General features: G+C 70.5%; 19 protein-coding genes. 14 read left to right on the top strand and 5 right to left on the bottom strand.

Annotation, left to right across the window (positions count from 1 at the left end; genetic code table 11):
- Nucleotides 1–4: 4 nt before the first annotated feature.
- The 6 genes from ppsR to KX816_01060 all read left to right on the top strand — a co-directional run bounded on the left by ppsR (nt 5) and on the right by KX816_01060 (nt 6,000).
- Nucleotides 5–1,447 carry a transcriptional regulator PpsR gene (gene ppsR / locus KX816_01085; GenBank protein QXQ06707.1) on the top strand — a complete coding sequence of 481 codons (1,443 nt, stop codon included), beginning with the start codon at nt 5–7 and terminating at the stop codon, nt 1,445–1,447.
- Between the two features lie 74 nt (nt 1,448–1,521).
- Nucleotides 1,522–2,262: an isoprenylcysteine carboxylmethyltransferase family protein gene (locus KX816_01080; GenBank protein QXQ06706.1), complete on the top strand. Its 741-nt coding sequence runs from the start codon at nt 1,522–1,524 to the stop codon at nt 2,260–2,262.
- Nucleotides 2,263–2,323: 61 nt separating this feature from the next.
- A complete protein-coding gene (gene chlG, locus KX816_01075; GenBank protein QXQ06705.1) occupies nt 2,324–3,232 on the top strand; it encodes a chlorophyll synthase ChlG in 909 nt (302 codons plus the stop codon).
- Complete coding sequence (locus KX816_01070) at nt 3,150–4,553, top strand: BCD family MFS transporter (protein QXQ06704.1); 1,404 nt, start codon at nt 3,150–3,152, stop codon at nt 4,551–4,553. The genes chlG and KX816_01070 overlap by 83 nt, the downstream gene beginning before the upstream one ends.
- Nucleotides 4,550–5,755, top strand: coding sequence for a geranylgeranyl diphosphate reductase (locus tag KX816_01065; protein QXQ06703.1), 1,206 nt, complete (start codon nt 4,550–4,552; stop codon nt 5,753–5,755). The genes KX816_01070 and KX816_01065 overlap by 4 nt, the downstream gene beginning before the upstream one ends.
- Nucleotides 5,752–6,000, top strand: coding sequence for a hypothetical protein (locus KX816_01060; protein ID QXQ06702.1), 249 nt, complete (start codon nt 5,752–5,754; stop codon nt 5,998–6,000). Before KX816_01065 ends, KX816_01060 begins: the two co-directional genes overlap by 4 nt.
- 8 nt (nt 6,001–6,008) lie before the next feature.
- On the opposite strand, the gene KX816_01055 is transcribed toward KX816_01060, so the two are convergent.
- Nucleotides 6,009–6,416, bottom strand: a complete 408-nt coding sequence (locus KX816_01055) for a cytochrome c family protein (protein QXQ06701.1) — start codon at nt 6,414–6,416, stop codon at nt 6,009–6,011.
- Between the two features lie 150 nt (nt 6,417–6,566).
- Between KX816_01055 and KX816_01050 the strand changes: the two genes are divergently transcribed.
- A complete protein-coding gene (locus KX816_01050) occupies nt 6,567–7,844 on the top strand; it encodes a DUF3422 domain-containing protein (protein QXQ06700.1) in 1,278 nt (425 codons plus the stop codon).
- 281 nt (nt 7,845–8,125) lie between these two features.
- Here the strand turns inward: KX816_01050 and KX816_01045 are convergent, their stop codons facing one another.
- Genes KX816_01045 through hemC form a run of 3 tightly spaced genes read right to left on the bottom strand, consistent with a single transcriptional unit; the run spans nt 8,126 to nt 10,712 of the window.
- Nucleotides 8,126–9,106 carry a hypothetical protein gene (locus tag KX816_01045; protein QXQ06699.1) on the bottom strand — a complete coding sequence of 327 codons (981 nt, stop codon included), beginning with the start codon at nt 9,104–9,106 and terminating at the stop codon, nt 8,126–8,128.
- Nucleotides 9,107–9,124: 18 nt separating this feature from the next.
- Nucleotides 9,125–9,784, bottom strand: a complete 660-nt coding sequence (locus tag KX816_01040) for a uroporphyrinogen-III synthase (GenBank protein ID QXQ06698.1) — start codon at nt 9,782–9,784, stop codon at nt 9,125–9,127.
- A gap of 22 nt (nt 9,785–9,806) precedes the next feature.
- Nucleotides 9,807–10,712 (bottom strand): hydroxymethylbilane synthase, encoded by a 906-nt coding sequence (hemC, locus tag KX816_01035; GenBank protein QXQ06697.1) that lies wholly within the window; start codon nt 10,710–10,712, stop codon nt 9,807–9,809.
- Between the two features lie 30 nt (nt 10,713–10,742).
- On the opposite strand from hemC, the gene tsaD reads away from it, so the two are divergent.
- Nucleotides 10,743–11,789 (top strand): tRNA (adenosine(37)-N6)-threonylcarbamoyltransferase complex transferase subunit TsaD, encoded by a 1,047-nt coding sequence (tsaD, locus tag KX816_01030; protein QXQ06696.1) that lies wholly within the window; start codon nt 10,743–10,745, stop codon nt 11,787–11,789.
- The gene (locus KX816_01025) at nt 11,786–12,763 is read left to right on the top strand and encodes an NAD(P)-dependent glycerol-3-phosphate dehydrogenase (GenBank protein ID QXQ06695.1); all 978 of its coding nucleotides are present in this window, start codon (nt 11,786–11,788) and stop codon (nt 12,761–12,763) included. The genes tsaD and KX816_01025 overlap by 4 nt, the downstream gene beginning before the upstream one ends.
- A 12-nt stretch (nt 12,764–12,775) precedes the next feature.
- On the opposite strand, the gene KX816_01020 is transcribed toward KX816_01025, so the two are convergent.
- Nucleotides 12,776–12,943, bottom strand: a complete 168-nt coding sequence (locus KX816_01020) for a DUF1674 domain-containing protein (protein QXQ06694.1) — start codon at nt 12,941–12,943, stop codon at nt 12,776–12,778.
- 71 nt (nt 12,944–13,014) lie between these two features.
- On the opposite strand from KX816_01020, the gene KX816_01015 reads away from it, so the two are divergent.
- From KX816_01015 to purH, 5 genes are all read left to right on the top strand, one after another.
- A complete protein-coding gene (locus tag KX816_01015) occupies nt 13,015–13,851 on the top strand; it encodes an SDR family oxidoreductase (protein ID QXQ06693.1) in 837 nt (278 codons plus the stop codon).
- Nucleotides 13,848–15,116 (top strand): methyltransferase domain-containing protein, encoded by a 1,269-nt coding sequence (locus KX816_01010; GenBank protein ID QXQ06692.1) that lies wholly within the window; start codon nt 13,848–13,850, stop codon nt 15,114–15,116. The genes KX816_01015 and KX816_01010 overlap by 4 nt, the downstream gene beginning before the upstream one ends.
- A gap of 286 nt (nt 15,117–15,402) precedes the next feature.
- On the top strand, nt 15,403–16,062 hold the full coding sequence (gene rpe, locus KX816_01005) for a ribulose-phosphate 3-epimerase (protein QXQ06691.1): 660 nt from the start codon (nt 15,403–15,405) through the stop codon (nt 16,060–16,062).
- A gap of 128 nt (nt 16,063–16,190) precedes the next feature.
- On the top strand, nt 16,191–17,840 hold the full coding sequence (locus KX816_01000) for a heparinase II/III family protein (protein ID QXQ08329.1): 1,650 nt from the start codon (nt 16,191–16,193) through the stop codon (nt 17,838–17,840).
- Nucleotides 17,841–17,908: 68 nt separating this feature from the next.
- A complete protein-coding gene (gene purH / locus KX816_00995) occupies nt 17,909–19,501 on the top strand; it encodes a bifunctional phosphoribosylaminoimidazolecarboxamide formyltransferase/IMP cyclohydrolase (protein QXQ06690.1) in 1,593 nt (530 codons plus the stop codon).
- The last annotated feature ends 59 nt before the right edge of the window (nt 19,502–19,560 follow it).

The raw sequence follows: 19,560 nt of genomic DNA, 5'->3' as shown, positions 1-19,560 counted from the left end.
GGCGATGGACCTGTCTTCCCCGTTGGCTGCGGTCCCGTTCCGGGGCGGTGGCGCATTGCTGCAGGGCGTCGATGCCGACGTCGCGGCACGGATCATCGCGGCCTCAGGTGATGTCGCGCTGGTCCTCGACGGTGGCGGTATCATCCGGGATGTCGCGCTCGGCAGCGGCGAGTTCGCGAAAGAGGGTTTCGACAGCTGGATCGACCGGCCGTGGATCGACACGGTTACCGCCGAAAGCCGCGGCAAGATCGAGGAAATGCTTCGTGACGCGGGGTCACGGACCGCCGCGCGCTGGCGGCAGGTCAATCACCCGCTGGCGGAAGGCGAGGTGCCGATCCGCTACCTGGCTATTGACGCCGCGAACGATGGCCGGGTCATCGCCATCGGCCGCGACATGCGCGCCGCCGCGGCGCTCCAGCAGCGCCTGCTCGCCGCACAACAGTCGATGGAGCGCGACTACGTCCGGCTGCGCCAGGTCGAGACCCGCTACCGGCTGCTGTTCGAGCAGTCTGGGGAGGCGGTGTTCATCGTCGAGACCGCGACCCGCCGGATCACCGAGGCCAATCCCGCCGCGCGCGGACTGACCGCCGGCGTCGAGCGCCTCGCTGGCCAAGCCTTTGCCGCTCAGCTGGCGCCGGCTTCACGTGACACTGCGCTGGCGCTGCTGGGCGCGGTCGCCGCTGCCGAGCAGGTCACACCCGCTGTTGTCGAGACCGAGACGGGCACCCTCTGCAGCATGTCGGCGACATTGTTCCGACAGGACCGCGGCAGTTATTTCCTCGTCCGCCTTGCCCCCGCAGGCGTGCTCTCGCCGGTCGGTGCCGGACCAGCCGCCGACGCGCCCGACCGCCGGCTTGTCGACGTCCTCGACCGCTTGCCCGATGCCTTCGTCCTCACCGATGACAACCTCGACATCATCACCGAGAACGCCGCCTTCCTCGATCTCAGCGAAACCCCGCGACGATCCGCGCTGAAGGGCGCGCCGCTATCGCGCTTTCTTGGCCGCCCGGGCATCGACCTCGGCGTTCTGGTGCAGCAGCTTCGCGACCACGGCACGGTCCGCAACTTCGCAACTATAGTACGCGGCCAACACGGTGCCGAAGAGGAGGTCGAGGTCTCGGCCGTCCTCGCCGGCGAGCCCGGCCAGGTCTGCTTTGGTTTCTCGCTGCGCACGGCGCGCCGCTCCGCCATCGAGATCGCGCCGACTGGTCGCGCCCTGCCGCGTTCGGTCGAGCAGCTGACCGAGCTGGTCGGCCGCGTCCCGCTCAAGGATATCGTGCGCGAGTCGACCGACCTCATCGAGCGGCTGTGCATCGAAGCCGCGCTTACGTACACCTCCGACAACCGGGCCAGCGCCGCCGAAATCCTCGGGCTAAGCCGGCAGAGCCTGTATTCCAAGCTGCACCGCCACGGTCTAGGCAACCTGTCCGGCGTCGGGGACGAATAGGGCGGCACAACGCACAGGCGTTTTCGTCGTTTCCGTACAATACCAAACCACGAACACGCTCTAACTTCGTCAACATGAGCAGGATCGCCGCATTCGCTTTTGCCGTGCTGGCCTATCTGCTGTTCTTCGCGACCTTCCTCTACCTCGTCGCCTTTGTCGGCGACCTGCCGTGGGTGCCGGTGTCCGTCGACCGCGGGCCGACCTCGCCGTGGCCGCTGGCGGCGGTGATCGACCTTGGGCTGATCGCGCTGTTCGGGGTCCAGCATAGCGTCATGGCGCGGCCCTGGTTCAAGAAGCACTGGACGCGGATCATCGGGCTGGTCGCCGAACGCAGCGCCTATGTCGTCATCGCCAGCCTGATGCTGATCGTGCTGTTCCTCGGCTGGCAGCCGATCGGCGGCGAGGTCTGGCACGTCCGCGCGCCCTGGGCAGAGTGGACCTTGTGGGGGCTGTTCGCGCTCGGCTGGGCGATCGTGCTGGTCAGCACACTGCTGATCTCGCACTTCGAGCTGTTCGGGCTCGCGCAGGCCTGGCTTCACCTTCACCGCCGCGAGCCAGCAGCACCGCGCTTCCACACCCCGATGCTGTACAAGGCGGTGCGTCATCCACTCTACACCGGCTTCATCATCGCCTTCTGGGCCGCGCCGGTGATGACGTTCGGCCATCTCCTGCTGGCGGTCGCGATGACCGCCTACATCGTCATCGCGATCCAGTATGAAGAGCGCGACCTGACCGAGTTGTTCGGGGAGGATTACCGCGACTATCAGACGCGGGTCGGGATGCTCGTCCCCGGCGTCGGCAAATCCTCACGCTGAATCGTTAAAATGAGTGTCCAACGCGGTTGACGCTTTAGAGCGTCACGCATAGCGTTCACCCATGGCTGAAGCCGCCACCGCCGTGAAGTCGGAGCCGCCCATCGCGCGGCCAAGGCCACGCGACATCCTCGAACTGCTTAAGCCCGTAACCTGGTTCCCGCCGATGTGGGCGTTCCTGTGCGGGGTCGTGTCATCGGGTGAGCCGCTGGCGCAGCGCTGGCCGTTCCTCGTCGCCGGGATGCTGCTCGCGGGGCCGATCGTGTGCGGCACATCGCAGGCGATCAACGACTGGTTCGACCGCCACGTCGACGCGATTAACGAGCCCGGCCGGCCGATCCCGTCGGGGCGCATTGCCGGGCGTTGGGGGCTCTACATTGCGCTCATCGGCAATGTCGTGGCGCTGGCAGTCGGTGCCGCGATCGGACCGTGGGTGCTGCTCGCGACAGTTGTCGGGCTGGCCTCGGGCTGGGCCTACAGCGCGCCGCCGCTGCGCCTCAAGCTAAGCGGCTGGTGGGGTCCGGCGGTCTGCGCGCTGAGCTACGAGGGGCTGTCGTGGTTCACCGGCGCCAGCGCGATGACCGGGACCGTGCCGCAGGTGCCAGTGCTGATCGTCATCCTGCTCTACAGCCTTGGCGCGCACGGCATCATGACGCTGAACGACTTCAAGGCGGTCGAGGGCGACGCACAGATGGGCGTGCGCTCGCTACCGGTGACGCTCGGGGTCGACACCGCGGCACGACTGGCATGCGCCGTGATGGCAGTGCCGCAGATCGTCGTCGCGGCGCTGTTGCTGCAATGGGACCGCGAATGGTCGGCGGCGATCGTCGCAAGCGTGCTCGTCGTGCAACTGTTGTGCATGGTCCGGCTGCTCAGGGACCCGCGCAGGTATGCACCGTGGTACAACGCCACCGGGGTCACGCTGTACGTCAGCGGCATGCTCGCGGCAGCGTTCGGGATCGCCGCATCGTGAGGACTGCATCGTGAGGACCGGCGCCGACAGCCTCGGCTGGCCGGGCATCGTCCGGCTCGGGCTGGTGCAGGCCTCGATCGGCGCGATCGTGATGCTGGCGACGTCGCTGCTCAACCGCGTCATGGTCGTCGAGTTCGCGCTGCCAGCGACGCTGCCGGCGGGCCTCGTCGCGTGGCATTATGCGGTGCAGATGACGCGCCCGCACTGGGGCCATGGCTCCGACAAGGGCTCGCGGCGGACGCCGTGGATCATGGCGGGAATGGCGGCGCTGGCGCTCGGCGCGATGCTGGCAACCGACGCGACACTGACCATCGCAGCGCGCCCGGTGTTCGGCATGGTGCTCGCGGTCGCCGGGTTCAGCTTGATCGGCGCGGGCGTCGGCGCGGCCGGGACTTCACTGCTGGCGCTGCTGGCGAGCGAGGTTGCGCCCGAGCGTCGCCCCGCGGCGGCCGCGATGACGTGGATCATGATGATCGCCGGCATTGCCGGGACAGCAGGACTGGCGGGCCATCTGATCGAGCCGTTCAGCCCCAAGCGCCTGACCGCGGTCGTCGCCGGGATCGCACTGACCGCGCTGGTCGTGTCGCTGCTCGCAGTCTCGGGGGTCGAGCGCGCCCGCGTGCTGCCCGTCCACGGCGACACCTCGCCCGCCTTCGGCACTGTCATCGCCGAGATCTGGGCCGACGACCGGGCGCGGCGCTTCACCATCTTCGTCTTCGTCTCGATGCTCGCCTACAGCGCGCAGGACCTGATCCTCGAACCATTCGCGGGCCTGCGCTTCGGCCTGACGCCGGGCCAGTCGACCAGCCTTTCGGGCATCCAGCACGGCGGCGTGCTGGCCGGGATGCTGCTCGTCGGCATCGGCGGCAACGCCTTCTCGAAGGACGCGGGCTGGATGCGCGGCTGGACCGTTGGCGGCTGCTTTGGCTCGGCGGTGGCGCTGGCGGGACTCGTGATGGCGGCGCGGGTCGGCATGGCCTGGCCGCTGACCGCCAACGTCGCGCTGCTCGGCTTTGCCAACGGCGTCTTCGCGGTGGCGGCGATCGGTTCGATGATGGGCCTCGCGGGGGCCGACGGTCCGGGACGCGAGGGTCTCAGGATGGGCGTGTGGGGCGCGGCGCAGGCGGTCGCCTTCGGCATCGGTGGGTTCGCGGGGGCGGCGGGGGTCGATGTGCTGCGCGCCGTCACCGGCGACGCGCCGACATCATTCGCCAGTGTGTTCGCGGCAGAGGCGGCGCTGTTCGTCGTCGCGGCGCTGCTGGCGCTGCAGATCGGCAAGGTGGCGCGCAAGACGCCCGACATGGTGGGAGCTTCGGCATGAGCGAGACTTATGATGCGGTGGTGGTCGGCGGCGGCCCGTCGGGAGCAACCGCCGCGACGACGCTGGCGCGTGCGGGACGCAAGGTACTGCTGCTCGACCGCGCCGGGCGGATCAAGCCGTGCGGCGGCGCAGTGCCCCCGGTCGCGATCCGCGACTTCGCGATCCCCGACCATTTGATCGTCGGCAAGGCGAGTCTGGCGCGGATGATCGCGCCGTCGGGTAAGACCGTCGACATGCCGGTCGGCGAAGGCACCGTCGGCATGGTCGACCGCGGCGAGTTCGACGAGTGGCTCCGCGCCCGCGCCGCCGAGGTCGGGGCCGAGCGCCGCACCGGCACCTTCGAGAAGGTCACCCGCGATACCGACGGCACCGCACTGGTCAACTACCGGCGCACCCGGAGCGGCCCGGTAGAGCAGGTCCGCACCCGCGCCGTCATTGGTTGCGACGGTGCCCGCTCGGCGGTGGCGCGGCAGAACCTCAAGGGCGCCGAGCGCATGCCGTGCGTCTTCGCCTACCACGAGGTCGTCGCCTCTCCCGTCGGGGACACCGAGGGCTTCGACCGGGCGCGGTGCGACGTTTACTACCAGGGCAAGCTGTCGCCAGACTTCTACGCCTGGATTTTCCCGCACGGCGACCAGGCCTCGATCGGGGTCGGCAGCGCCAACAAGGGCTTCGAGCTCCGAGATGCGGTCAAGCGCCTGCGCCAGGAGACCGGCCTCGACGCCCAGACGACGATCCGCAGCGAGGGCGCGCCGATCCCGCTCAAGCCGCTGAAGCGCTGGGACAACGGCCGCGACATCGTCGTCGCGGGTGATGCCGCGGGCGTCGTCGCGCCGGCCTCGGGCGAAGGCATCTATTACGCCATGACATGCGGCGACCTCGCGGCGAATGCGGTCGGCCAGTTCCTCGACACCGGCGATGCGAGGGCGCTGCGGCAGGCCCGCAAGCAGTTCATGAAGGCCCACGGCACGGTCTTCCGGGTGCTCGGGATCATGCAGTATTTCTGGTATTCGAGCGACAAACGCCGCGAGCGCTTCGTCAAGATGTGCCGCGACCCCGACGTTCAGCGCCTGACCTGGGAGGCGTACATGAACAAGGCCCTCGTCCGCCGCGACCCGATGGCGCATGTCCGCATCTTCGCGAAGGACACGCTCCACCTGATCCAGTCGATCGGCAAGCCGAAGCCGGCACGGGTCAATTGAGCGACTTCTTCCTGCACGGCAACGCCGTGCGCCTGATCATGCTCGTCATCGTGATCGAGCTGGTCTGGCTGGCATTGCGTCGCCGGACCGACCTGTTCTCAGCGCTGCTGCCCGGGTTCCTGATCCTGTGGGCGATGTGGGAAGCTCAGGTCGGCGCAACCTGGCAGTGGGTGGCGGGGCTGCTGGCACTCAGCCTCCCCGCTCACCTGTACGATCTGAGGCGGCGGCTCAGGCCGCCCACCTGAGACGCGGCTTATTGGGTCTTCAGGTACGCAATGACGTTGGCGCGGTCCTGAGGGTTCTTGAGACCGGCAAAGCTCATCTTGGTGCCGGGAACGATGGTGCGCGGTGCCTCGAGATACTCGAACAGCTTCGCCTCGGTCCAAGTGATGCCGCTGGTCTTGTTCGCGGTCGAGTAGACATACTTCGGCTCGATACCGGCCTTGCGCCCGACGACGGCGTGGAGTGACGGCCCGATGCGGTTCACGCCAGGGGTGGTGACGTGACAGGTCTTGCACTGCGTAAAGACCTTAGCCCCGGCGGCGGCATCACCGTGAAGCTTGGCATACGCGGCGACTGCGGCCGGGGACGGCCCGGGAGCAGCAAAAGCCGGGACGGCGGCAAAGGCGGTGGCAACGACGATCAAACCAAACTTCTGCATGTAAACTCCCCAGTGAGCTACGGACGTAGTCCGTCGTTGATATACAATCTCGAAGCCGGAGTAAGGTTCCGAACGTGGGACCAAAGCGCGCAGCCGCACATTTTCCAGCGGTCTGGCGTCGTTCGATCCCGGCGCTAGACTGGAGCCCACATGGCGAACACCTGGCACTTTCACCCCGACCGCGCGGCGCTGCTCGCCGAGGCCCACGCCCGCCCGTACACGCCGTTAGTCAGCCCGATGGTCGCGTCGCGGCTGGCGACATTGTCCGGCGAATCGGGCCTCGCCGCCGACCGTGATCACATGGCGGCGTTGTGCCGGAGCCTAGCCTCCGCCGAGCCCGGGCCCGAGTCGCGCTGGTGCGCGCTCGATGCCGGCAGCTGGTCGCTGCGCTGGGAGCGCCACACCGAATTTTCGACGTGGACCTTCTTCCGCAGCTCCGACCGCAGCCACCCGTTTCTGGAGGACGCCTTCGACCGCGCCCCGCGCGACTGGCTGGCGGCGCTGCCCGGCGAGCTGCTGGTCGCGACGACCCTCGATCTCCGCACGCGCGAGAGCGCATCGTCGATCGCGGCGATGCTCGGCGGCGACGCCATCGGTGCGCAGCTGCTCGACGGTGCGGCCTCGGTGTTCACCGACCTGCGCCCCGACGCCGGCGGCATGACCCGTTATTTCCTGCTCGACAACGGCGACGACCCGGCCAGCGCCGGCCGGCTGGCGCTCGGCCTGCTCGAGATCGAGACCTACCGGCTGATGGCGCTGCTGGCGTTCCCGGTGGCGCGCGCCGCCGGCCAGGAGCTCGGGCGGATCGAGGTCGAGGCGCGCGAACTGGCCTCGCAACTGGCGCGCGACAGCGGCGTCGATGAAGACCGGCGGCTGCTCGCACGCCTCGTCGTGCTGGCCGGCGCGGCGGAGGCGCTCAACGCCCGCACGAGTTTTCGCTTCGGCGCCGGGTCCGCCTATCACGACATCGTCCGCGACCGCATCGCGGCGCTGCGCGAGACCCCGATCGCCGGGCTGCAGACGCTCGGCGCGTTCATGGAGCGGCGGCTCGCTCCCGCGATGCGGACCTGCGACACCGTCGCGGCGCGCGAGCGCGACGCGATCGAGCGGATTGCCCGCACTGGCGAGATGCTGGCGATCCGCGTCGGCGTCGCGGCCGAATCGAGCAGCGCCGCGCTACTCGCTTCGATGGACCGACGCGCCCAACTCCAGCTTCGCTTGCAGCGCCTCGTCGAGGGCCTCTCGGTCGCGGCGATCAGTTACTACCTGCTGTCGCTCGCGGGCTATGTGTTCAAGGGCATCGAGCATGTCCGCCCCAGCTTCGACGCGGTGCTGGCGACCGGTATCATCGCGCCATTGCTGGTGCTGACGGTGTGGCTGCTGATGCGCCGCCTGCGCGACCGGCTCGAGGCCGAGCATCGGGACTGAGGGGCGAAGCGGTCCTATTCTGGTGCGCCGGATAGTGGCCAGAGTTGTCAGAGTTGTCAGAGTTTACACCCACGCGGGTTTTGCGATTTCGGCGGCGGCTGGCGCGGTGGCGCGAAAAGCGCGCGATTCCAGTGGTTTTGTCGCTCGGCGATGAGAAAGAGCAGGTCCTAATTCGGGCTTGAGGCCAATGTACCAAATCGGCGCGCTGTAGGACAGGGCCGGCTTGGCTGCGGGTGGAGTCGGCGGCACCAACTCACGATTGTCGGATGATGACCCCGCCCCTACGGCAGCGCCGGCCGCGTCGCCACGGCGGTGTCCTCGAGGCTCGCCAGCCCGCTCAACCCCGCCCGCAAGCGCCGCGCCGCCGCCAGCCACGTCTCGCGCGCCGGAGTGACCGGACGCCGCTCGACCAGCATCACGGCACGCGGCAGGTCGCCCGCCGCCAGTGCCGCATCGGCCTGCGCCAGCGGATCCCCGGTCGTCGTACCGCGGTCGCGGACCGTGACGATGTCAGACAGCCCCGCGGTCAGCTCGTTCCACCAGCCGGTGCCGGGTGCCGCGGTCGTGTCGCGCATCCGGGCGAGGCCGGTACGCAGGCCCGCGAGTGTCACCGGAGCCACGGTCACCGCGACGACCGCCTCGACAGCCGGGCTGGCGCGCTGCCCGAACAGGGTGCGGAGCGGACCGGCAAGGCCCGGCGCAGCGCGTCCGGTGTCGATGGCGCGACGGGCGGCAAGCACCGCGAGCGCGCCCTGCGCCCGGTCGGCATCGGCACGCGCCGCCTGTAGGGTCAGCACGGTCTGTCCGGCGCTGGCATCGACGCGCCCGGTCAGTGCGGCGACGCTGCTGGTCAGCGCGTCGATCCGCGCGGTCCCGGCGTTACCGGCGCGTTCGAGCCCGTCGAGCCGCGCCTCGACGGCAGCGACGCGCTCATTGGCCCCGGTCCCGGCGGCGGGCGCGAGCAGGCGCTGGGCCGGACGCGCCTCGACGGCGCGAAGACGCGCGTCCAGCGCGGCAAGCTGGCTCCGCAAGGCGGAGACGTCGGGGGCGGCACCGTCGACCGCATCGAAGCCCGGCAACTGGCTGCGAACGCTGCGCTCGAACCATGGGTTGGCGATCAGCCCGAGCGCGAACACCAGCAGCAGCGCGGCGACGACCCACGGCGCGACGCTGCGGTCGCGGCGCGGGGTCATCGCGATCGGGGTGGCAGCCATGCGCGCCCGGAAACGGTCGGTGGCGTCCTGCGAGTCGACGTTGTCCATGCGCGCTCCGTGCGGGTTTCAGGCCGGACTCTCGCACGTCAGGCGGGCGGCGGCAAAGAGGGCATCCTCGGTCGGCTCGGTCGCGACGACGACGAGCGCCCAGCCGGGACCCGCCGCAGCGGCGACGAACAGGCTCAGCGCCGCAAGCGTCACGCGTGCCCGGTCACCGGTAAACAGCGCGGCGAAGTGCGCAGCGGTGCGGGCGGAATAGAGCAGGACGACATCGCCCGCGAAGCCGGGGAGGCTGGGCGCGAGGTCAGCGGCATAGACCGTCGCGAGCCCGACGGTCAGCCCGGGCGGCACCGTCGCCTCGCTGCGGTCGCGGCCGGCGAGGTGAAGAAGCCGCGCGATGCCGTCGCCGGCAGCGAGTCGGAAGACCGCGCTCGCATCGCCGCGTGCCGGGCGAACGTCGGTGAAGCCGGCCTCGCGCGCCGCAGCGGCGGTCGCCTCGCCGACGGCATAAGCGGGGAGATGGGTGAGGGGCTTCAATTCGGCTCCACCGAAGCCGGGGGCGCTCGCGCTGGTGAAGGCGACCGCGTGCCAGTCACCGCGGGGCACGCTCCACGGGACCGCGCGCGGGACCAGCAGCGGCGCGACGACGACCTCGTGGCCCAGCGCGCGCAGGCGGGCGGCGGTGCGCGACGCGGCCGGCTCCGGGCGGGTAACGAGGACGCGCATCGCTAGCGGCGCGCCGGGCGGGTCACTCGCCGAACTGCGCCCTGAGCGCCGGGCTGGCACGCGCCAGCAGCTCGGCGGCGAGCACCGCAACCGCGTCGGCGGCACCGTCGCGCGTTGCCTCGACCGAGCCACGCTGGCGCTCGGAACCGTCCGCCAGGATGATCTCGCCGGTGAACTGCAGGCCCGCACCGTGGACCCGCGCCAAGGCCGCGACCGGCGAGTGGCAATCGGCATCGAGGCAGGCGAGGAAATGCCGCTCCAGCCGCACCGCGGTGCTGGTGTCGTCGTGGTCGATCGCGGCGACCGCGGCGGCGACGGCGATGTCGCCCCTGCGCACCGCGATACCGACCGCGCCCTGTGCCGGGGCCGGCAGCCACTCGTCGATCTCCAGCGCGACGCCCGCGTCGATGCCGAGCCGGTCGAGGCCTGCAGCGGCCAGCAGGGTCGCGTCGAAGTCGCCCGCCTCGATCCGGGCCAGCCGGGTCGCGACGTTGCCGCGCAGCATCTCGATAACCAGGTCAGGCCGTGCCGCATGAAGCTGCGCGGCGCGGCGCGGACTCGACGTGCCGACCCGGCCGCCCTGCGGTAGCGCCGCCAGCGACTCGGCCCCGATCAGCCGGTCGCGGACATCGGCGCGGGGCAGCATCGCGACCAGCATGATATCATCAGCGAGGTCGGTCTCGACGTCCTTCATCGAGTGCACCGCGAAGTCGATGCGGCGGTCGATCAGCGCCGCGTCGAGCTCGCGCGTCCACAGCGCCTTGCCGCCGATCTCGGCAAGCGGGCGGTCCTGGACGCGGTCGCCGACGGTCGAGATGACGACGATCTCCGACCGCGTGCCACGCCCCGCCAGTGCGGTGGCCACCATCCGGGCCTGCGCGAGCGCCAGCGGCGAGCCCCGGGTCCCGAGCTTCAGAATTGCATCCATCGCCGCCGCTTGTGCTAGGGCGCGCCGGGCATGGCAAGCGTCAGTCCTCTCATCCTCGGTATCGAATCGAGCTGCGACGAAACCGCGGTCGCACTCGTGCGCGGCGACCGCACGATCGTTGCACAAGCGGTCGCCAGCCAGGACGCTGCGCACCGGCCGTTCGGCGGCGTCGTCCCCGAAGTCGCGGCGCGCGAGCACGTTGCCGCGCTCACCCCGATGGTGAAGCGGGTGCTGGCCGAGGGCGGGGTCGCGCTCGCCGACGTCGATGCGGTCGCCGCCACCGCCGGCCCAGGGCTGATCGGCGGGGTGATGATCGGGTTGGTCACCGCCAAGGCGCTCAGCTTTGCCGCCCGCAAGCCGCTGATCGCGGTCAACCACCTCGAGGGGCACGCGCTGAGCCCGCGGTTGATCGATCCGGGGCTGGCATTTCCTTACCTGCTGCTGCTCGTCTCCGGCGGGCACTGCCAGTTGCTCGCGGTCGAGGGCGTCGGGCGCTACCGGCGACTCGCGACGACGATCGACGATGCGGTCGGCGAAGCGTTCGACAAGACCGCCAAGATCCTCGGCCTCGGCTTTCCCGGCGGCCCGGCGGTCGAACGCGCGGCGCTGGGGGGTAACCCCTCTGCAGTACCGCTGCCCCGCCCGCTGGTCGGCAGCGCCGAGCCGCATTTCTCGTTCGCGGGCCTGAAGAGCGCGGTCCTGCGCGCCCACGCCACCGGCAACTACAGCATCGCCGACCTCGCCGCGTCGTTCCAGGCGGCCGCCATCGATTGCCTGACCGACCGCACCCGGCTGGCGCTCGCGGCAATGCCCGAGGCGAGTGCGCTCGTCGTCGCGGGGGGAGTCGCGTCGAACAGCGCGGTCCGCGCGATGCTTGCTGCGACGGCCACTGCTGCGCGCACGAAATTCGTCGCACCACCGCCGTGGCTGTGCACCGACAACGCCGCGATGATCGCCTGGGCGGGGGCGGAGCGGCTGGCGCTCGGGCTGGTCGACGGGCTCGACGCGGCGGCGCGCCCGCGGTGGCCGCTCGACCCGAACGCCGAGGCCGCGCGCGGTGCGGGGGTGAAGGCATGAGTGGCATCGGCGTTCTCGGCGGCGGCGCATGGGGGACGGCGCTCGCTGCCGTTCTCGCCGGCAAGGGCGAGGCGGTGACGCTCTGGGCGCGCGAGGCCGACGTCGTCGCGAGCATCAACGACGCGCGGCGCAACACACGCTTCCTGCCCGGGGTCGAGCTACCCGCCGGAATTACCGCGACCACCGACCTCGCCGCGCTCGATGCCTGCGATACTTGGCTAGTGGTAACGCCCGCCCAGCACCTCCGCTCGGTCCTCGCCGCCGCGCCTCAAGGTTTGCGGACGCTTGTGCTGTGCGCCAAGGGCATCGAGGCGGGCACGCACCTACTTATGGCCGAGGTCGCGGCCGAAGCGCTGCCCGGCGCGGCGCTGGCGATCCTGTCGGGCCCGACCTTCGCCGCCGAAGTCGCGAGCGGCCAGCCGACCGCGATCACGCTCGCCTGCGCCGACGCCGAACTGGGTGCGAAGCTGGTGGCACGGCTCGCGACCCGCTCGTTCCGCCCCTACCTGACCGACGACGTCACTGGCGCGGAGATCGGCGGCGCGGTCAAGAACGTGCTGGCGATCGCGTGCGGCGTGGTCGCCGGGCGCGGCCTCGGCGACAATGCCCGCGCGGCGCTGCTCAGCCGGGGCTATGCCGAGATGACGCGGTTCGCGGTGGCACGCGGCGGCCGCCCCGAGACGCTCGCGGGGTTGTCGGGGCTCGGCGACCTCGTACTGACCTGCGGCTCGCCAAAGTCGCGCAACATGAGCCTCGGGTTCGCAATCGGCGAAGGTCGCCCGGCCGCTGAACTGTTGTCGAACCGCGACACCGTCGCCGAGGGTGCCGCGACCGCGCCGGTACTGGTTGAGGCGGCGCGCTCGGCCGGGGTCGAGATGCCGATCGCGGAAGCCGTGGCGGCGCTACTGGCGGGCGCTCCGGTCGGCCCGGTGATCGCCGCGCTGCTCGACCGCCCGCTCAAGTCGGAGCGCTAGAAGTCGCTCTCTCTAGAAGTCCACCGCGATCCCGCCCTTTTCCCAGTCGCCGTAGCGCACCGGGTCGAGCCCGCCGCGTCCGCCGACCTCGGGATCGGGCGGCAGCGACGGGTCCATCTCGGGCTCGGGCTCGGTCGGCACCGGGAAATGGTCGGGGAGGTCGTCGGGCCGTGTCGCCATGGGGGTTCTCCGTGGAAGCTCGTTGCGCTACTCCCCAATGCAACGCCGAACAACGGCGAAGGGGACCGGTCATGATCTATCCTGCGGCGAAACTCGACGGACGTACGATCGCGATCACCGGTGCCGGCAGCGGCATCGGGCGAGCTCTCGCGCTCAACCTGTCGAAGAAGGGCTGCAAGCTCGCCCTCGCAGACAAGGACGCCGACACTTTGGCCGCGACCGGTACGATGCTCGGCAACTATCCGCACTCGACGACCGTGCTCGACGTCAGCGACGACGCCGCGGTCGGCGGCTGGATCGACGCCGCGGCGACCGAGTTCGGCGGCCTCGACGGGATCATCAACAACGCCGGCCTGACCGTGATGGGCTCGTTCGAGGACACCCCCGCGGCCGACTTCAACCGCGTCATGGCGGTCAACTTCGGCGGCGTCGTCAGCGGCTGCCGCCACGTCCTGCCGCACCTGAAGGACCGTCCGCAGGCCTGGATCGTCAACATCAGCTCGGTTTTCGGCATGATGGGCTATCCCGGACAGTCGGCCTATAATGCATCGAAGTTCGCGGTCCGCGGCCTGTCGGAGGCGATGCACCTCGAACTCGCGGTGTCGCATCCCGCGATCCGTGTCGTCCGCGTCCATCCGGGCGGCATCAAGACCAACGTCGTGCGCAACAGCAAGTACGTCGGCGCGATGCCGATACCCTCCAACTTCGACCAGGCCGACACATTCGAGAAAAGCTCGCCGACCACTCCCGAACAGGCCGCTCAGGTCATCGTCGACGGCATGGAACAGGGCCGCCACCGCGTCCTGATCGGCCCCGACGCCCGCATGATCGACCGTCTCGTCCGCCTGTTTCCCGAAACCTATTTCAAGAAGATCGGTAATTTCTTGAGCCGTCAGATCAAGACTTGAGAGCCCCCGAGCCCCCTGGCCTGCCGGCCCGGCGCGGTGCCGCGCGGCTGCTCGATGCGGTCCTCAACCGCGGCCTGCCGCTCGACGGCGCGCTCGACACCTCGCTGCGCGGCATCCAGCGACCCGACGACCGGGCCCTGGCGCGCAACCTCGCCAGTTCGGTGCTGCGCTGGCTGCCCGACCTCGACCGGATCATCGATTCTGCCACCCAACGCCCGCTGCCCGAGGATGCCCGCGCCCGCATGGCGCTGCGCACCGGCATGGCGGGCCACCTGCTCCTCGGCACCCCCGACCACGCGGTGATCGCGACGACGCTGGCGCAGCTCGAGGGCGGGCCGCGCCGGCTGGCGCATGCGGTGCTGTCGCGCTTGCTGCGGGAGGAAGCCAAACTACCGGACGTGCCGACGCTGCCCGACCTGTTCGCGCTGCGCTGGAGCGAGGCGTGGGGGCCGGACGTTGCCGCCGCCGCCGCGGTATCACTGGCCAGCGAGCCGCCGGTTGATCTGACGCTCCATCACGCCGGAAGCACCGACACCTGGGTCGAGACACTCGGTGGCACCAGCCTGATGCCGGGCCACGTCCGCCTGCCGCGCGGCATCGCGGTGCCCCAGCTCGCAGGGTTCAGCGACGGCGCGTGGTGGGTCCAGGACCTCGCCGCGAGCCTGCCGGCGCGCGTGCTCGGGGCGAAAGCCGGCGAGGCGGTGCTCGACCTGTGCGCCGCACCCGGCGGCAAGACGCTGCAACTCGCGGCGGCCGGAGCCTCGGTGACCGCGCTCGACATCTCGGCGCAGCGCATGGAGCGAGTTCGCGACAACCTCACGCGCACACAGCTCAAGGCCGAGCTGATCGTCGCCGACGCGCTGAAGTGGCAGCCCAAGCGCCAGTACGACCGCATCCTGCTCGATGCGCCGTGCTCGGCGACCGGGATCTTCCGCCGCCATCCCGACGTGCTCTACGCCCGCTCGTCGCGCGATCTCGCGCCGCTGCTCGAACTCCAGGCGGCTCTGCTCGACCGCGCGTGCGGCTGGCTGGTGCCGGGAGGAACGCTGGTCTTCTCGACCTGCTCGCTCGAGCGCCGCGAGGGCGAGGACCAGCTTGCGGCGCTGCTGGCGCGCAACCCCGACATGAGCCGCGCGAGTGGAATGCCGGAACTGCCGCAGGGCATCGTTCCAACGCCCGACAACGACCTTCGAATCCTGCCCGGCATGCTCGCCGAAGTCGGCGGCCTCGACGGCTTTTTCGTCGCGCGCGTTACCAAAGTGTAAACCAGGCCTTACAGTTTCCTTCCGGAGGCGTACCGATCACCGTGGAAGGATCGGTTGGCATGAGTCTTGCGATGCTTCCGGCGACAAGGTGATTAAAACTACGGATGCTCGAGTTCCACGTATCCGCTTGAGGGGCGCTCGCCGCCTGACCAGTTTCGGCTCGTCACCGAGTTGGGCGCGTCCGGGGGGCTGGGCGCGCCCTTCGGCGTTTAAAGCATTGGTGACCCCCAAAATTTGGCAAGTCGTAACGCTTCCGGCGTACGTAATGCCCTGCTAGACCCTGATCATGCAGCAACCTGTCCGCATTGCCCCCTCCATTCTGAGCGCCGACTTCGCCCGGCTCGGCGAGGAAGTCCGCGCCGTCGCGGAAGCCGGTGCCGACTGGCTCCACATCGACGTCATGGACGGGCATTTCGTGCCGAACCTGACGATCGGCCCAGCGGTGATCAAGGCGCTCAAGCCCCATTGCGGCCTGCCCTTCGATGTTCACCTGATGATTTCGCCAGTCGATCATTTCCTGGAGGCATTCGCCGAGGCCGGGGCCGACACCATCACCGTCCACCCAGAGGCCGGGCCGCACCTTCACCGCACCGTCCAGCGCATCAAGGCCCTGGGCAAGCGCGCCGGCGTGTCGCTCAACCCGGCGACGCCTGCCAAGACGCTCGACTATATCATCGAGGACATCGACCTGGTGCTGGTGATGAGCGTCAACCCGGGCTTCGGCGGGCAGCGCTTCATCGACAGCCAGCTCCGCAAGATCGCCGCGATCCGCAAGATGATCGATGCCAGCGGCCGCGCCATCGACCTCGAGGTCGATGGGGGCATCGACGCCACGACCGCACCGCTGGCGATAGCGGCGGGGGCGGACGCGCTGGTTGCCGGGACCGCGACGTTTACCGGCGGGCCGTCGCAGTATGCCGCCAACATCGCGCGGCTCCGCGGGTGAACCACGACGACGACGACGCGCGGTTCCCCGGCGTCAACGTTGTCGCGGGCTCAAGTGTCGACAGTGCCGGCGGCACCGTCATCGCGCCGCAGGGCCAGCGCCTACTGCGGATCGGCGGCGACAAGGGGCTGTCGCTGTCAGAGAAACTCGGTCACCGGCTCCAGCACATCGGCTACCGTTCCCCGCTCCACCGCCTGCGCCTGCGCGGCCGCTACCCGCTGCGCCTCGTCGCGGTGCCGACCGACCCGATCCCCGGCGATGCGGGCGTCGGCGAGCGGCTGCTCGCGGGCCGCCTGATCCACGCCGGCCACAACGCCGGGGCCGCCACCGCCGCCTTCCAGGACCCGTCCGCCCCCGAGGCCTGGCGCGACTGGGTCAATGGTTTCGCCTGGCTCCGCGACTTGGCCGCCGCCGCCGGTCGCGCCGAGGGCGCCCGCGCCGCGGAACCGCTGGTGGCGCGCTGGCTGGTCGCCCATGCCGAGTTCGAGACGCTGAGCTGGCGCCCCGACCTGTGCGCCAGCCGGCTGCTGTTCGGCTCCGCCTATGCGCCGTACATCCTGTCGTCGACCGACCACGTCTACCGGTCGGCGGTGCTCAACGCGATGGCGCGCTGGGCCCGCCACCTCGACCGCGCCATCGACAAATTGCCCGATGGGCTGCCCCGCGTCACCGCCTTCGCCGGGCTGATCGCGGCGGGGCTGCTGATCGCCGGCGGCGAGGCGCGGCGGACCCGCGGCGAGACCGGGCTGGCGCGCAGCCTCGACGCGGTGCTGCTCCCCGACGGCGGCATCGTCACCCGCGCCCCCGTCGACCAGGTCGAGCTGCTCGAACTCCTGCTCCTGCTCGAGGCGGTCTATGCGGCGCGGCAGGAGCCGGCGACGCCCCCGCTTGGCCAGGCGATCGCCCGCCTGATCCCGGCACTGAAATCTGTGACGATGGGCGACGGCCGCCCCGGCCACTGGCACGGTAGCAGCGGCGTCGATGCGGCTCGGGTCGACCGCGACATCGCGCTGGCGGGCGGGGAAGCGGTGCGCGCCGCGCGGCACGGAGCGGACTCGGGCTACCAGAGGCTGTCCGCCGGACGAACTTTGTTGGTCGCCGACGCCGGCCCACCGCCGGTCGCCCGGGTCGCGGTCGGGGCGCATGCCGGCACCCTGGCGTTCGAGCTTTCCGATGGGCCGCTATTGCTCGTGGTCAACTGCGGCGGCGGGCGCGGCCTGCCGAAGCCACTGCCCCCCGAACTCGCGGCGGGCCTGCGCACCACCGCGGCGCACTCGACGTTGATCCTCGACGACACCAACTCGACCCGCATCCGGCCCGATGGCGCGCTCGGGCGCGGGGTCGAGGAGGTCGTCGCGCACCGGCAGGAGAGCGAGGCGGGCCACTGGCTCGACCTCGCCCACGACGGCTATGCGCGCCGCCACGGCGTCATGCACCGCCGCCGGCTGTTCCTCAGCGCCGACGGTGCCGACCTCCGCGGCGAGGACGGACTCGAGCCCGTAACCGGCCGTCGCGGCCGCCGCCCCGCTGGCCGCATCGACGTGCGCTTCCACCTCGGGCCCGGCGTCGAGGCGCTGCCGACCGCCGACGGGCTCGGCGCGCTGCTGCGGCTCGAGGGCGGCCGGGTCTGGCAGTTCCGCACGCGGGGCGGCAGCCTCGCTGTCGAGGCGAGCCTGTGGATCGGCGACGACGGTCGCCCCGTCCGCACCCAGCAGCTGGTGATCACCGCGCCCGCCGCCGACAGCGTCCACTGGTCTTTCAAGCGGGCGGGAAAGTAGCCGGGCGCCTCGCCCCGGTCGGTAATTTCGCCTAAGCGCTCGCGCTTCGCTACCGACCAGGACCTGCCATGCCCGACCGTATCAAGATCACCCGCGCGCTCCTTTCCGTCAGCGACAAGACCGGGCTGGTCGAGATCGGCACCGCGCTCGCCCGCCACGGCGTCGAACTGCTTTCAACCGGTGGCACCGCCATGGCGCTCCGGGACGCCGGGCTGAGCGTCACCGACGTCGCCGACCACACCGGCTTCCCGGAGATGATGGACGGCCGGGTCAAGACCCTCCACCCCAAGGTCCACGGCGGCCTGCTGGCGCTGCGCGACGACGCGACCCATGCCGCGTCGATGGCCGAGCACGAGATCGCGCCGATCGACTGTCTGGTGGTCAACCTCTACCCGTTCGAGGCAACCGTTGCGAAGGGTGCGGCCCGCGACGAGATCGTCGAGAACATCGACATCGGCGGCCCGGCGATGGTGCGCTCGGCGGCCAAGAACCACGCCTATGTCGCCTGCGTCACGGCACCCGGCGACTATGCCGGGCTGATCGAGGCGCTCGATGCCGGCGGCGGCACCACCGACCTGGCGTTCCGCAAGTCACTGGCCGCCAAGGCCTTTGCGGCGACCGCGACCTACGATTCGATGATCGCCAGCTGGTTTGGGTTCGCTGACCAGCGCCAGCTGTTCCCCGAGGTGCTGCCGCTCGTCCTGCACGCGCCGCAGGTGCTGCGCTACGGCGAGAACCCGCACCAGCAGGCGGCTTTCTACACCCCGGCCGGGCCGCACGGGCGCGGTGTCGGGCAGGCGGCCCAGGTCCAGGGCAAGGAGCTGAGCTACAACAACCTCAACGACGCCGACGGTGCGCTCGAGCTGATCGCCGAGTTCCGCGACGGTCGCCCCGCGTGCGCGATCATAAAGCACGCCAACCCATGCGGCGTCGCGCAGGCCGACACGCCGGCGGAGGCGTTCGCCGCCGCGTTGGCCTGCGACCCGGTGTCGGCGTTCGGCGGCATCGTTGCGCTCAACCGCACGCTCGACGAAGCGACCGCGCTGGCGATCACCGCGATCTTCACCGAGGTCGTCATCGCACCCGACGCCGACGATGCAGCGAAGGCGGTGTTCGCGGGCAAGAAGAACCTGCGGCTGCTGCTGACCGGCGACCTCCCCGACCCGCGCCGGAGCGGCCTCGCGGTGCGCCAGATCGGCGGCGGCTGGCTCGTCCAGACGCGCGACAACGGCATGGTGACCGAGGCCGAACTCAAGGTCGTGACCAAGCGCGCACCGACCGCGGCCGAGCTCAGCGACATGCTGTTCGCCTGGACCGTCGCGCTCCACGTCAAGTCGAACGCGATCGTCTATGCCCTCGATGGCAGCACTGCCGGCATTGGCGCGGGCCAGATGAGCCGCCTCGATTCCACCCGGGTCGCGGCGTGGAAAGCCGATGACGCAGCCACCGCCGCTGGCTGGGCCAAGCCGCGCACGATCGGCAGCGTCGTCGCCTCGGACGCGTTCTTCCCGTTTGCCGACGGGCTGATCGCCGCCGCCGAGGCGGGTGCGACCGCGGTCATCCAACCCGGCGGCTCGATCCGCGACGCCGACGTGATCGCGGCGGCCGATGAACGGGGACTTGCCATGGTGTTCACCGGGATGCGGCATTTCAGACACTGATCCGCGACGATTTGCGCTGCGCTGCAACATGCCTGACCGTTTGGCTCTTGCCGGGGGAA

The sequence above is a fragment of the Sphingosinicellaceae bacterium genome (assembly GCA_019285715.1).
Lineage (GTDB): Bacteria > Pseudomonadota > Alphaproteobacteria > Sphingomonadales > Sphingomonadaceae > Glacieibacterium.
The sequence above is the reverse complement of the archived record's forward strand: the minus strand, read 5'-3'. Positions and strand labels throughout refer to the sequence as shown.